The sequence below is a fragment of the Bacillus sp. 95MFCvi2.1 genome, from assembly GCF_000374965.1.
GTDB lineage: Bacteria > Bacillota > Bacilli > Bacillales > Bacillaceae_G > Bacillus_A > Bacillus_A pseudomycoides.
This window is the reverse complement of sequence record NZ_KB895702.1, coordinates 101,274-115,786: the sequence shown is the minus strand read 5'-3', so window position 1 is coordinate 115,786 and position 14,513 is coordinate 101,274. Positions and strand designations below refer to the sequence as shown.

At 34.9% G+C, this 14,513-nt stretch carries 14 protein-coding genes; 6 read left to right on the top strand and 8 right to left on the bottom strand.

Annotation, left to right across the window (positions count from 1 at the left end; translation table 11 throughout):
* Nucleotides 1-12 precede the first annotated feature (12 nt).
* The 7 genes from C568_RS0118195 to C568_RS0118165 all read right to left on the bottom strand — a co-directional run bounded on the left by C568_RS0118195 (nt 13) and on the right by C568_RS0118165 (nt 6,339).
* A complete protein-coding gene (locus C568_RS0118195; RefSeq protein WP_029427477.1) occupies nt 13-894 on the bottom strand; it encodes an LCP family protein in 882 nt (293 codons plus the stop codon).
* A gap of 97 nt (nt 895-991) precedes the next feature.
* On the bottom strand, nt 992-1,240 hold the full coding sequence (locus tag C568_RS0118190; protein ID WP_018766899.1) for a YhdB family protein: 249 nt from the start codon (nt 1,238-1,240) through the stop codon (nt 992-994).
* Between the two features lie 121 nt (nt 1,241-1,361).
* The gene (locus C568_RS0118185; protein WP_018782368.1) at nt 1,362-1,859 is read right to left on the bottom strand and encodes a PCYCGC motif-containing (lipo)protein; all 498 of its coding nucleotides are present in this window, start codon (nt 1,857-1,859) and stop codon (nt 1,362-1,364) included.
* Nucleotides 1,860-1,917: 58 nt separating this feature from the next.
* Nucleotides 1,918-3,018 carry a GerAB/ArcD/ProY family transporter gene (locus C568_RS0118180; protein ID WP_018782367.1) on the bottom strand — a complete coding sequence of 367 codons (1,101 nt, stop codon included), beginning with the start codon at nt 3,016-3,018 and terminating at the stop codon, nt 1,918-1,920.
* A 12-nt stretch (nt 3,019-3,030) separates the two neighbouring features.
* Complete coding sequence (locus C568_RS0118175; RefSeq protein WP_018782366.1) at nt 3,031-4,113, bottom strand: Ger(x)C family spore germination protein; 1,083 nt, start codon at nt 4,111-4,113, stop codon at nt 3,031-3,033.
* Entirely contained in the window at nt 4,110-5,627 is a 1,518-nt protein-coding gene (locus C568_RS0118170) for a spore germination protein (protein ID WP_018782365.1), read from the bottom strand. Before C568_RS0118170 ends, C568_RS0118175 begins: the two co-directional genes overlap by 4 nt.
* Nucleotides 5,628-5,742: 115 nt before the next feature.
* Entirely contained in the window at nt 5,743-6,339 is a 597-nt protein-coding gene (locus tag C568_RS0118165) for a hypothetical protein (RefSeq protein ID WP_018766895.1), read from the bottom strand.
* 231 nt (nt 6,340-6,570) lie between these two features.
* Between C568_RS0118165 and C568_RS0118160 the strand changes: the two genes are divergently transcribed.
* Nucleotides 6,571-7,131, top strand: a complete 561-nt coding sequence (locus C568_RS0118160; RefSeq protein ID WP_018766894.1) for a nitroreductase family protein — start codon at nt 6,571-6,573, stop codon at nt 7,129-7,131.
* Between the two features lie 42 nt (nt 7,132-7,173).
* Here the strand turns inward: C568_RS0118160 and C568_RS0118155 are convergent, their stop codons facing one another.
* Complete coding sequence (locus tag C568_RS0118155) at nt 7,174-7,632, bottom strand: PH domain-containing protein (protein WP_006093612.1); 459 nt, start codon at nt 7,630-7,632, stop codon at nt 7,174-7,176.
* A 200-nt stretch (nt 7,633-7,832) separates the two neighbouring features.
* Here C568_RS0118155 and spoVR point away from each other — a divergent pair, with 200 nt between their 5' ends.
* From spoVR to C568_RS0118130, 5 genes are all read left to right on the top strand, one after another.
* Nucleotides 7,833-9,251 (top strand): stage V sporulation protein SpoVR, encoded by a 1,419-nt coding sequence (gene spoVR / locus C568_RS0118150; protein WP_006093613.1) that lies wholly within the window; start codon nt 7,833-7,835, stop codon nt 9,249-9,251.
* Between the two features lie 160 nt (nt 9,252-9,411).
* Nucleotides 9,412-10,674, top strand: a complete 1,263-nt coding sequence (locus tag C568_RS0118145; RefSeq protein ID WP_018782364.1) for a neutral/alkaline non-lysosomal ceramidase N-terminal domain-containing protein — start codon at nt 9,412-9,414, stop codon at nt 10,672-10,674.
* Nucleotides 10,675-11,056: 382 nt separating this feature from the next.
* A complete protein-coding gene (gene cdr, locus C568_RS0118140; RefSeq protein ID WP_018782363.1) occupies nt 11,057-12,721 on the top strand; it encodes a CoA-disulfide reductase in 1,665 nt (554 codons plus the stop codon).
* A gap of 197 nt (nt 12,722-12,918) precedes the next feature.
* Complete coding sequence (locus C568_RS0118135; protein WP_003195373.1) at nt 12,919-13,182, top strand: metal-sensitive transcriptional regulator; 264 nt, start codon at nt 12,919-12,921, stop codon at nt 13,180-13,182.
* A gap of 176 nt (nt 13,183-13,358) precedes the next feature.
* Nucleotides 13,359-14,489, top strand: a complete 1,131-nt coding sequence (locus C568_RS0118130; protein ID WP_018782362.1) for an MBL fold metallo-hydrolase — start codon at nt 13,359-13,361, stop codon at nt 14,487-14,489.
* Nucleotides 14,490-14,513 lie beyond the last annotated feature (24 nt).

Sequence of the window (14,513 nt, the reverse complement as noted above, 5' to 3'; positions counted from 1 at the left end):
TGAACCTTGTTTTTAGGGGGTGTTTACGGCTTTTGTAGCATTGAAAAATTTTTGAATTGCTTCTTTATTTGTTTCTGGATTTATTTTTAATACGGAACCAGCGTGTTTGGTAAGAGCAGATTCATATTCGTTATCAATTGGAATTCGCATCGTTTCTATTTTATCAATGGGTTGAAACAAAATATTATTCCCAAGTGAAAAGAGCGTTGGTATATCTAGATTTGTTTTTATATATGGAGAGAGTTCATGTGCCATTATTGGTAAATTTAGTACCCCATCTATAGAGTGAACTTTATCAGTAAGGGTTTGTTTCAATGCCCGGAGTACTTCTTGTTGTCGTTTCACACGGCCAAAGTCACTTTCAGAATCATGGCGAAAACGCGCGTATTTTAGTAAATCTTTCCCGTGAAGAGGTTGTATTTCTGGCTTTACATGTAGTCCCATATCATCGATTATTGTTTGTGTAACATTCACTTCAATTCCTTCAGGTGCAATGGTATCCACAATTTTAACAAATGCTTCAAAATCAATCGTAACGTAATGAGAAACATCGATTCCAAAATTATGTTGAATCGTCTTTCGTAATAATTCAGGGCCGCCATAGTAGTAGGCAGCATTGATTTTATTATATTTTTTATCATAAGAAGGAATTTCTACATAACTATCCCGCATAATTGAAGCGAGCTTTGCTGTATTTTCTTTTTTATTGTACTGGGCAATCATAATTGTATCAGCACGGGCTTGTTGTTCACCTCGTGAATCGCTACCGATAATTAAGATATTCCATATGTTTTTCTCTTGTTTTATCCCTTGAAATAAATGAGGATTATTCGCTTTTTCACAACCAATTAGCAGTATCATCATGCTGAGAAATATGTACAAGGATTTATACAAATAATCACGTCCGTCCACTATTGATATGTGTATTATGAACGGGTATGTGGAAAAATATTCAAAAAGCGCTATTCTCAAAGGAAGAATAGCGCTTCATTTACATTTGTACTTGGTCTATTTCTTCTATATGCGACTTTTGTGAAGCATGGTCGATATATTGGAATAGAAGTTGAAGTTGTTTATCTACTTCTGGTAGTTCTTTTCCATATTTGTAAGCATGTAAAAAATGCTCGATTCGTTTAGAAAATAATTGATCATCAGTTTGCACCATTAAAACAAGCAACTTGTCCCAATTACAACAATACGTGTAATAGAGAGCTTTATCGTAGTCGTTATATGTCTGCATTGTGTACCCTCCTTACTGAGGAGTTACATATAGTGTACGTCAATCGAGAAGAAAAACACTTGAAAGAATTTGCTAAGGGAAATGTTACGTAAAAAATAAAAAACGAGGAAATTCCTCGTTTTTACGCTTTTGGCATTGGGGTAGGCGTTGGTTTTGCGTAGCCTTCTTTATATTTATTATCAATGTATTTTCGAATTTCAAGAGTCGATTTTCCTTTTTGATGCATAGATGCAGATTCTACCGCAATTTCTAAACAGTTTACACAGGTCGTTGCGTGAGAATCCCAAACAACTTCTCCATTTTTCTTAATTTCACGAATAAAACAGTTTTTATTATTTTTATGTCCCACACTTTCTCCGCATCCACAGTAACAAGGTATCCAATTTAATAATTCGGCATTTTTTCCTGCAACTGTATAGATTTCTTTCATTTGTGGGTCTAGTTTGTCCAGAAACGTTGGTAGCGTGTTGATTCCTTTTGTTGTTTCTTGGATATCACCTTGCTGAGAATGAGAAGCGTGTTCTTCTTTCGGTTCAGACGATTGTTTCTTTTCCGCTGCACCACATCCAGAAAGCACGAGACTGCTTATTACAAGTAGAGAGAATAGATATTTTTTCATCTGCATTTCCCCTTTGCCTTTGTATTAGTAAAATTGTACCAAAATCGCTAGTGCTTTCCTATGGTGAAGTTTTATTTTGTTTATTTTTCAATCGCCAGCGAATGGAATGCCATAGAAAAAGGAGAGGGATATAAACATATACGATATACAGACCAGCCCGAGATAAGAGCGTGTTCAATGTATTAATATGTTCTCTGTTTATAATAAATAAAGACGCGATATACACAACGAAAATGAAAAAAGGCAATGTGAACTTAAACGGAATATGGAACGATCGTTTCATGGATTGGCAAGAAGACCAAATCGTTACACAAAGATTAGGTAAAATGATGAGAAACCAAACAAAAATAATGATGTACTCAAATCGTTGAATGAAAGGAATTTTAATAATTTTAAGCATTGTTAAGGTTGCCCAAATTGTACGCTGCAAAAGTCCTTCACTAAAGTACATGAAAGAAATGAGTGCTAAGATAACGTAAATAATGGTTGTTAAAGCAATTCCACCGTGTGCCCATCTTTTTAGAGATTTTCCTTTTTCAATGAGTGGGTATACAAATAGTAATGCTTCAAATCCGAGAAATTCTAATATAGAATCTTTTGCTGATTGAAAAATTTGTAAAGGTGAATGCGTCAAAATAGGTAAAATATTACGGAAATGAGCATATTTTATTGGGAAAATTAAAAAAAAGATTACAAAAAAAGGAATGACGATCCCCCAAAAGCAGATACCGGTTACAGAGCGAAATCCACCTTTTATAACATAAAAAACAATGAATAAAAAGAGTACATTCAACTTCCACGATTTAAGTGTAGGAAATACCCAAACTTGAATGACTTCAATATATGTTTGAAGAATGGTAAGGCAAAATAAAAGAAAATAAGCAGTAAAGCATAGAGAAAAGAAAGATCCGATCCACTTTCCAAAGCATGTTGTATGTATATTGATTAAGTCGTTATCTTTCTCTAGCATCGCTAACATACAAAATAAAACAATGTGAGTTGCAAATCCCATAAGGATAAGAGAAATCCAAGCGTCATATCCAGCGCTTTTAATCAGGATACGTTGAAATCCTAAAATTCCTACTCCGATTTGAAGAGAGTGAACTAAAAAGAAAGCGAAGTAAGGAGATACTGTTAGTTCTTTGCTGCGGGTATTCATATCGTCACCTCATCATTCTCCGATACCAGATTGCACAACATTAACCTTTACATCAATATTTACATCTACAGATGGATACATTTTATGTATTTGTTGTATGTTCCATTTTCTCGTGCGGCTTCTAATTTGATCCTGTATTCCTAACGGATCTATTTGTTTTTGTTGAAATTGCTGAATCAAAGCTTTAGACTGTTTTTCCATCGTTTGCTCGATTTGTTTTTTGATATAAGCTATATTTTGAGGCTTCGTTAAATTAAGCCAATTCGGAGAATTTTTTATCAAACCATTTAGTTTTAAATGAATGTTTACTTTCGGAATCTCACCATTTCCATCAAGGTAATAGGTGCTTTTTCCAGATAAGTTTTGTGTGACTACAAGCCCTTTATGGCCATCTTTTTGAATGGACGTTTCATAACGACCATTTTTAGTAGGATGAGTCAGTAATTTTACTAAAAATGAATCTTTTTGATCGGCAAACATAACTATTTTGTCTTTTTTGAGAAATGCAAGTCCTTTTACTGTAGCCGCTTTATTATTACTCATTTGAATGTAAGGAATGAATGGATCGGATCCATATGAATAGTAATCATATAAAAAAATATTTAAAGTAGCACGAGGAATATTTTCATTCATCATATTTTGATCCAACAAGTCAGAGAGATATAATGAACCATTTGACGCAACATGTTTTAACAGCTTTTCTGCTGAGCCGTCGACAAATGCAAATTGCACATCCCTTCCAATATTGGGATCTCTTTGTAAATTATTCACAATATCACCAATTCCATATGTACCAAAAGACTTGCCAAATAACACGGTACGCATTTGTCCTACAACAACATTGTGAGGGGACTTTCCATTCATACGAGATGCGATTGTTTCAATCGAATTTGCCGATGTTGACTGAATTTTTGGTTTCGTCTGTACACCACGGGTATAGTCGGGATACAAAATTGTTCCTTGAACTTCTTTATTTTTGTTTATATCGAATCCCGCAACATGAATAATTCTTTGTGTATCAATAATTTGAGTTTGAGTGCAAGCAGATTGGAAAAATAATCCCCCAATGATCCATACAGTTAAAAATTTTTTCATGTCTTTTCACCATCACGTTTTGTCTTTGCTTTACTCGGGTTATAGCGCCAATTCGATTTTGGGCGTAGAAAAGAAGGACGCTGCGCTGTGTGGCTAAATGGGAAGCGAATAAAACCTTCAGATGCAGCTAAACCACGAAATGGATATAAAGGTACTAAGTAAGGTGATCCAAGTGATTTTAACTGAATTAAGTGCGTAAGTATCATCACAAATCCAACAATAAGACCAAGTCCGCCAAAGGCACCGGCTAAAACAATGAGTGGAAACCGGAGCAAGCGAATTGTCGAAGACATCTTCACTGTCGGTGTGGTGAAAGAAGCTAATGCAGATAATGCGACTGCAATTAATAAAATTGTACTCGTTAAAGCAGCTTGAACAGAAGCTTGTCCAATAACAATTCCACCGACAATACCAATGGTTTGACCGACCTTTGTAGGTAAGCGTGCTCCAGCTTCACGAAGTAATTCAATTGTAATTTCTAAAAAGAGTGCTTCTAAAACTGGGGGAAAAGGTACATTGGCTCTAGAAAAAATAATAGGTCCTAACAAATCTGATGGGATCATTTGATAATGAAATGTTAAGACAGCTGTATAAATGGCAGAAGAAAATAGAGAAAATAAAGCACCAAAAAAGCGAATAATCCGGAAGAAGGAGCCGATGATCCATGGTAAATAATAATCTTCTGGAGAAACAAAAAAGTCTAATAATGTTGTTGGTCCGGCTAATGCATACGGTGATCCGTCTGTTAAAATTAATACTTGACCAGTGATAAGAGCGAATACAGCCCGATCAACTCGCTCAGTTGGCAGTAAAACGGGAAAGGGTGAGTTACTATTATCACTCAAAAATTGTTCAATCATTGTCGCATCAAAAGGAACATCAAAATCAATATTTTGAAGACGCTGCGTCGCTGTATTAATGTGTTGTTCATTTGTTAGTCCTTTTATATAGGCAATGGTAACATGTGTCTTGGACATAGAACCGACAATAATCTCTTTAAAAATGAGTTGCTCTGTTATGATGCCGCGACGTAATAAGTGAATATTTATATCAATGCTCTCCACAAAACCAACTTTCGGTCCAATTACACTATATTCATTTTCAGTATCATTATATAAACGCTTACCAAGAACGGTACTTTCTGCTTGAATTAAAGCATACTGTGCAGCATGTGATGTATTTTGTAACTCTATGAGTACATATCCACCCAATAACTTTTCACGAATATCATCAATGGAAGGAGAGATAATAATGTCTTCAATAAAGACGATGTTTGTCAAGTCTGCAATGTTTTGGATTTGTTCTAATTGCTTTTTAATAGGTGTCAAAATAAATCGTTTAATTATGAGCTCTTCCACGACAGATTTATAATAAAAAAGACAGAGTTTTCCATTTTCTGTTATGTTGTAGGATACAAAATCCGTAGATTCTTTCATCGTATGAATAAATTCTGGAATGGTACAGCTCATTTTTTTGTTTTTTGCTTTAGAATTTTTTCGTGGTAAGCTAAACAATAATTTTCACTCCTTCCCTTATATGGAATACTCTTGTTAGTTTTTTTGGGAAGAACAAATTTTATACAGGAAACATAAAAAAGGAAGGGCAACAAATGCTTCTTCCTTTTTATGTTTAATTTGTCTTTTTTTCTTTCACAGACTGTATTAATTTCATCATTTCAGCTCTTATATCTTCTTTCTTCACGTTTAATTTCTCTGCGATTTGTTTAATATGCATGCCATCTTTTTTCATTTTTAATACGTCATTGAATGGTGTATTGCTTTTTTGTGCAATGATAGTTAAAACTGTAAGGTGATGCAAACGAATATTATTATCTTTCATTATTTTCTGCATTTGTTCTGGTGTGGAGTTTTGCATTTCGGCTACTTTTTGCAGTAGTGCTTGCTTCATTTCTTTACTCATATGGTGTTTATGCAGTTTCTTTGGATCCACGCCAAAATGCTTTGCTGTTTCTTTCCAAGATTTATTTTGTTTATAGTACGATAAAACATCTTTAATATCTTTTTTGCTAATCTTTGCAATGTGTGCTGCTTTCCAAATTTCATGCTTGTTGTATCCTTGTTTTTCTAACGACTGGATTTGTTCTTCTGAGATTAACTTATGATGATGCACCGCAACTTCTTTTTGCGAGGCAGCTGCAGCTGGGAAGACAGATACTCCACATAGCAGTGCTACCATAGCCATACTTAATACAATTCTTTTGTACATACAAATTCCTCCTAATTGAATGAAATGGAAAACTTTACACATAGCATGTCCGTAAGTTGTGAAAAACTTGTGAACATTTCAAGTTTTTTTCGCAATGTAACAAAAAAATTTTTTATTAGTTTCACAACATAAAACATTGATTAATGGTAGAAAACTGCGTTATAATCGAAATTGAAAATCAATATCAATAACAAACTTATACATATAGATGAGGATAAGGGAGAGAAACATATGACTACATATACTTCCATTGCAAATATCATTAAAGAAAGACGTTCGATTCGTACATTTACAGATAGAGAAGTAGAAAAAGAATTATTAATTGAATTATTAAATGATGCAACGTGGGCACCAAACCATCAGCATCGTGAGCCATGGAAATGTAAATTATATATTGGTGAAGGACGTAAAACATTAGTAGATGCTGTATTAAATTCTTTTACAGAAGAAGAAAGAACAAAACGAGGTAAAATTTTATCCGATCGTTTTCTAAGTACACCAGCTCAAATCATTGTGTATATGGATGAAGATCCACGTCAAATCCAGCGCGATGAAGACTACGCAGCAGTATGTGCATTTATGCAAAACTTTCAGTTACTCGCTTGGGAACGTGGACTAGGCTGTGTTTGGAAATCAGGCGGATTGAATTATAATCCTTTATTTATAGAAGGAATTGGATTAACAAAAGGACAACGCATTGTTGGAATCCTTCATATTGGTTATTTCGATAAGAAGCCAGAAGGAAAAGAGCGCACGCCGATTATGGAGAAGCTTGAAGTTATTGAAGGTTAATAGGAAAGGCATTCTTGTTTGGTACAAGAATGCCTTTTTATTTTAGTTCTCTTTTGTAATTGAATTGTTTTGTAACTGAGGACATTTTTCTTGTAATAGTGCTATAAATGCATCTTCATTTTGAGGTGAAAGTTTTACACTGCTAAAAAACTTCTTTTTAGGATAGTGAATTTCGATACCTTCGAGAGATGCGGATAGGCGAAATCCCATAAGCATATCATTCGTCTTATTGACTCTTATAATATCTTCGTAAGGAATATTACATCGAAAAGGACCGCAACGTGCATAGAGGGTCTTCTCTCTAATTTCATATCGAATATCAAACATGATCCAAAACCAAAAGACATTAAAAACTGCAATAAAGGAAAGAAAAATAATAAAATCAACGGAAGTTAACGTAGGATCTAGCCATAGTGGGAGTGCTAAAAGTAGATTTGGTAATAGGCCTAAGCCAAAAACTATGTATAGAAATCCTCGATCACGGTGAACAGTCCACTTCATATAATCGACTCCTTAGAGCGTAATGCTAAAATTTCATATATCTCAATTATTCTTTCTGCAAATATAAAATCCTGCATAAAATGTAGAGAAGAAAGGTTCTTCTTATTTGTATAGTATTTTTGTTTTGATGTGTTTAGTCTTCATGAAAGCTTGTTTTCCTTCATACACTTTCTTAAGGGAAAGTGTAAGGAGGGAAAATAATGAGAACTAGTGATGATAAAGCACTACAATATGCAATCGCTGAAATTACTGAAATTGCAACTGGATTTGGGCTGGATTTTTATCCGATGCGCTATGAAGTATGCCCGGCGGAAATTATTTATACATTTGGTGCTTATGGCATGCCGACGCGGTTTTCACATTGGAGTTTTGGGAAACAATTCTTCAAAATGAAGCTACATTACGATTTGGGACTTAGTAAAATATATGAGCTTGTCATCAACTCTGACCCATGTTATGCATTTTTACTCGATACAAATGCATTGATTCAAAATAAATTGATTGTAGCACACGTATTAGCACACTGCGATTTCTTTAAAAATAATATCCGCTTCTCAAATACAAAGCGCGATATGGTTGAAAGTATGGCAGCGACAGCAGAACGAATTAAAGCATATGAACATAAATATGGAAAAGAAGAGGTAGAAACGTTTTTAGATGCTGTTTTGGCCATTCAAGAACATATTGATCCATCGCTTATGCGGCCGAAGCTAGCTTGGAGCATAGATGACTTAGAAGAGGAAGAAGTAGAAAAGAAACGAGTTTCACAGTATGATGATTTGTGGAATTTAGATGATAGAAATAAAAAACGAGAACGACCAAATATGCGGAAGAAAAAGAAAATCCCGCCGCAGCCAGAGAAAGATTTGCTGCTCTTTATTGAAGAATATAGTAGGGAACTAGATGAGTGGCAACGCGATATCTTAACAATGATGCGAGAAGAAATGTTGTATTTCTGGCCGCAACTAGAAACGAAAATCATGAACGAAGGCTGGGCTTCGTACTGGCATCAACGTATCCTTCGCGAAATGGACTTAACATCTGATGAGGCAATTGAATTTGCGAAGCTTAACGCTGGGGTAGTTCAACCATCAAAAACAAGCATTAACCCATACTACCTTGGCATTAAAATGTTCGAAGATATTGAAGAACGTTATAATAATCCAACTGAAGAAATGAAACGTCGTGGTGTAAAACCTGGATCAGGCCGTGAAAAAATCTTTGAAGTGCGAGAAATTGAATGGGATGTATCCTTCTTAAGGAATTACTTAAATAAAGAATTGGTTATGAGAGAAGATATGTACTTATTCCAGCGCCAAGGAAAAGAGTATAAGGTAATTGATAAAGAGTGGGAACATGTTCGTGATCAGCTTGTTAATATGAGAACAAATGGCGGATTTCCATATTTAGTGGTGGAAGATGGGGATTATTTGAAAAATGGGGAATTATATATTAAGCATTGTTATGAAGGAATTGAGCTTGATTTAAAATACTTAGAGAAAGTACTGCCGTACATTCATCAGTTATGGGGAAGAACGGTGCATATGGAATCTAATGTTGAGAATAAAGGTGTTGTCTTCTCATATGATGGGAAGATGGTGCATCGGAAATACGTGTAAAGCCGCTGGGATCAGCGGCTTTTTTTGAATTGGTAATTTAATGAAATAATCAAATTTATATGTAATAATATTGTTGTCTGTTTAGATGGGGCTTTTTTATTTAAAGGGGAGTTTAGCGGAGTGAGATATAAAAATTACATAGATGACTGGAGAGGTTCAAATGAGTAAAGTAGGGGTATGTAAGGTGGATATTACACCTCCTTTAGGTATTGATTTTATTGGATATCATAGGGAAACGGGAATTAGTAATATTGAAGAACGCATTTATGCAACAATATATGTGTTTGAAAATAATCAAACAAAGGCAGTATTTATTAGCATTGATAATATAGGAATGCTAATAGAAGATACAATAATCATTCGAGAACAAGTAGCAAATGAGCTGAATGTTTCATTTGAAAACATAACGGTTGTTTATACTCATACCCATTCTGGTCCCGAAACAGTCGGCAATGATAGTTTAGTAAAGTCTTATAAAACGATTTTAATCACTAATGTAATTAAAGGATCCGTTATTGCGAATGATAATATGCAATTATCAGAGGTGGGGTGGAATGTAACTACGGGTGAAATAGGAGTAAATCGAAGAGAAAGAACATCTGACGGAAAAGTAAAGATGGGTATAAACATAAATGGTGTTGTAGATAAACGAATTGGCGTTTTAGCAATTAGAAACGATAAAACAAAGAACTTAACGGGAATCATTGTCTTTTGCACTGCACATCCTAACGTATTAAAGTCAGATAGTGATAGGTTATCAGCAGATTACCCAGGCGTGACAAGGGAGATTCTTGAACGGACGCTTAACTGCCCTGTAGCAATTGTCCAAGGGGCAGCTGGAAACATTAATGCAAAATATCGTGGTTCAGAGGATGCATTAAAGCAAATGGCTTACATATTGAGTGGAAACGTCCTAACCATGTTGCCAACAATTACTTATAACCCCATTTCGAAGTTGAAAATTATTTCAACTACACTACAAATGAAATTAAAGGAAATTCCTGAACCTGAAGAGATAAAAAGAATGGCACTACTAGCTGAAAAGCAGTGGGGGGTTAATACTGATGACTGGCTTAAAGTCGTTGTAGCTAAGCATAAAGAAAATATTAAACAGTTAACAATTGATTTGGAAATTCAATTGTTTCGGATCAATGATGGATCATTTTCTGGAATACCGATGGAACCTTTCTCAGAAACAGCTCTAGCTATTAAAGAAAATCTAAACAATGAACTAGCTTTTTTTGGTGGATATACGAATGGCTATCTTGGTTATTTACCAACAAAAGAGGAATATACATATGGAGGATATGAAGTGGAATTGAATCCTGTAGTGTATGGACCAACTACAAACTTATTAATGCCACCAGAAGAAAATACTGCTGAGTTGATTGTGAACAGAATTATGGAGCTATACAATAAATAAAATAACTTGGGGCTGTAGTGGAATAAAACAGAGTCTAGTAGCAATAGTAGGAGCTTAGAAATAATCTGAGCTCTTGTTCTATATTTTACTTAAAATAAATGATGTTATTTCAAACGAATTTGCAAAGCTAAAAGCAAGCGTAGTATGATTTTATGATAGAAATATGTGTAAAGCCGCTGGGAAACCAGTGGCTTTTTTCATACCAAGCTTGTTTCAATTTTGTGAACAAGTATAAAGTTTGAGCTGTATATATTGTCATTATATTTTTTTGTGTTTATTATATACCTATACGGGTATATGTAATTTGATGTCCTGTATATTTATATGTAGTAAGTAAAAAGAAGAAAAGTTAAATGAAAATAATCGTGGAGGTTATGAAAAGATGAGCAAAAAAATTGTTGTAGTCGGTGGAGTTGCAGGAGGAGCATCAGTAGCAGCACGTCTTCGTCGTTTAAGTGAAGAGGATGAAATTATTATGTTCGAGCGAGGCGAATATATTTCGTTTGCAAACTGTGGGTTACCATATTACATTGGTGGTGTGATTCAAGAGAGACAGAGGTTGTTAGTGCAAACTGTTGAAAAGATGTCAAAGCGATTTCATTTAGATATTCGTGTTTTAAGTGAAGTGATAAAAATTAATAAGGAAGAAAAAACAATTGTTGTGAAAAATGTAATGACAAATGAAACATACGAAGAGTCTTATGATATTTTAATTCTTTCACCAGGATCTAAACCAATTGTACCGCCTATTCCAGGAATTGAAACAGCAAAAACGTTGTTTACATTACGAAATGTACCAGATACAGATCGCATTAAAGGGTATATTGATGAGAAGAAACCATGTCATGCTACTGTTATTGGGGGAGGATTTATTGGTGTTGAAATGGCAGAAAACTTGAGAGAAAAAGGAATTGATGTGACGCTTGTTGAGATGGCAAATCAAGTAATGCCGCCAATTGATTATGAAATGGCAGCATATGTACACGAACATATGAAAAAGCATGGTGTTCAGCTCATTTTAGAAGATGGAGTAGATACTTTTGAAGAAGGCGGAGCAGTCGTACGCTTAAAAAGTGGTTCGAAAATCAATACGGATATGGTAATTCTGTCTATCGGTGTCCAGCCAGAGAGTAGCTTGGCAAAAGAAGCAGGACTAGAACTTGGAGTACGCGGGACAATTAAAGTAAATGAAAAACTACAAACGTCTGATTCATCTATTTATGCCATTGGTGATGCGATTGAAGTAAAAGATTTTGTAACAGAAACAGAGACAATGATTCCATTAGCATGGCCAGCAAATCGGCAAGGTCGTCTATTAGCGGATATCATTCATGGGCATACAGAGTCTGTATACAAAGGGACGATGGGAACATCAATTGCAAAAGTATTTGAATTAACGGTTGCTTCAACAGGAGTAAATGAAAAGGTATTGCAGCGTTTAAATATACCCTATGAGGTAGTGCATGTACAGGCGAATTCTCATGCGGGTTATTATCCAAATGCATATCCAATTTTATTAAAATTGCTTTTTAATAAAGAATCAGGAGAAATCTATGGTGCACAAGCTGTTGGGCGTGACGGTGTAGATAAACGAATTGATGTAATTGCGACGGCAATGAAAGCTAAGCTAAAGGTAATGGATTTACCAGATTTAGAATTAGCATACGCACCGCCGTATTCTTCTGCAAAAGACCCAGTAAACATGGTGGGGTATGTTGCAAGTAATATGATTGAAGGGCTTGTAGATACAGTGCAGTGGCATGAAATTAATCATATTGCCCAAAAAGGTGGATATTTAATTGATGTTCGTGAACCAAATGAATTGAAACAAGGGATGATTAAGGGATCAGTTAGTATTCCATTAGATGAATTACGTGAAAGATTGGATGAAATTCCAGTAAATGAAGAAATATATATTACATGCCAGCTAGGTATGAGAGGCTATGTTGCTGCACGTATGTTAATGGAAAAAGGATATAAGGTGAAGAATGTAGATGGTGGTTTTAAATTGTATGCAACTGCTTTACCAAACTGCATTGTATATTAATATATTAGGGGCTGTGGCTAATAATATAAGGTAATATAGTAGGAATTAATTTTAAATATAAAAATATGGCTTTACAAAATACCCTGAAGGGTATATGATGAGGTTGTAAATTCAAATAAGAATTTTACTACAATCTGGTGCAGTAGACATTTTTTTTAGATAAAGCATGTCTATTAAAGTATTGAGGTGATAGCACGTTGGAATATAATCAAGATATTAAAAATAGGTTGAAGCGAATTGAAGGACAAATTCGCGGTGTACTTCGAATGATTGAAGAAGAAAAAGATTGTAAAGAGGTTATTACACAATTAACAGCATCACGCTCTGCTATGGATCGTACAATTGGATTAATTGTAGGAACGAACTTGGAAAACTGTTTGCGAGAACAATTTGAAAAAGGCGATACATCAAATGAAGATTTAATTAAAGAGGCTGTACAACTGCTTGTGAAAAGCAGATAATCTGTCAAACGAATGTGTTGACAGATTTTAAAAAGCATTTTAACATACCCGTACAGGTATATGTATATTGAGTGATGTAGTGGTAAGCTACTACAGAAAAAGAATAAGAAAAAATTTGAGTAGGGCAGTTAACTTTTAATTTTTTTAACAAAATTTATACCGTAGGGGGTAAGGTAGTGGGTGCTATAGGATTACAAGCGAAAGATATTGCTGAGAAAGTTTTATTTGGAGAATTATTTATTTTAGATGTTCGTAATGAAGTGGATTATATGGATTGGAAAATTGAAGGGAAACAAGTTTCTTCTATTAATAAACCATACTTTGATTTGTTAGAAGGCGTAGAAAGCATCTTGGAAGAGTTGCCAAAGGAAAAAGATATTCTTGTTGTATGTGCGAAAGAAGGATCTTCCAAGTTTGTTGCTGAGCAACTTATAGAGGCTGGTTTGAAAAATGTTTATTATTTAGCTGGTGGTATGAAAGCTTGGAGTGAATATGTGAAGCCGATTAAAGTAGGGGATTTAAAAGATGGTGGCAGCGTGTATCAATTTAACCGTCTTGGAAAAGGATGTTTGTCCTATATGGTTATTTCAAATGGGGAAGCTGTAGTGATTGATTCTATACGAACAATTGAAGCATATGAGGAGTTTGCAAAAGAACAAGGTGCTATGATTACAAACGTTATGGATACACATTTACATGCCGATCATATTTCTGGTGGTCGTAAGTTAGCACAGAAGGTGAAAGGTACGTATTGGTTACCGCCAAAAGATGCTGGAGAAGTTGTTTTTTCTTATGAGCCACTTGTTGAAGGAACTGTCATTCAGGTGGGAGAAACAAAAATTGCTATTGAGACGATCTATTCACCAGGTCATACAATTGGAAGTACATCATTCATTGTAGATGATGTTTATCTTCTATCAGGTGACATTTTATTTGTAGATTCTATTGGTCGTCCGGATCTTGCGGGCAAAGCGGAAGACTGGGTAAGTGATTTGCGTAACACTTTATATAAACGTTATAAAACATTATCTCAAGATTTGATTGTTTTACCAGCGCATTATTCGAAAGTAAGCGAACTGGATGAGCAAGGGCGGGTTCGTGCAAAATTGAAAGATCTATTTAAACGAAATGCAGGATTAAATATTGAAGATGAGTTGGAGTTTCGAAAAACAGTTACAGAAAATTTACCGCCCCAGCCGAATGCATATCAAGATATTCGTCAGACGAATATGGGGAAAATCAATCCAAGTGTAGAAGAAGAGCGCGAAATGGAAATTGGTCCAAACCGCTGTGCGGTGCACGATTAATAATAAAAAAATATGTTGGAGGTA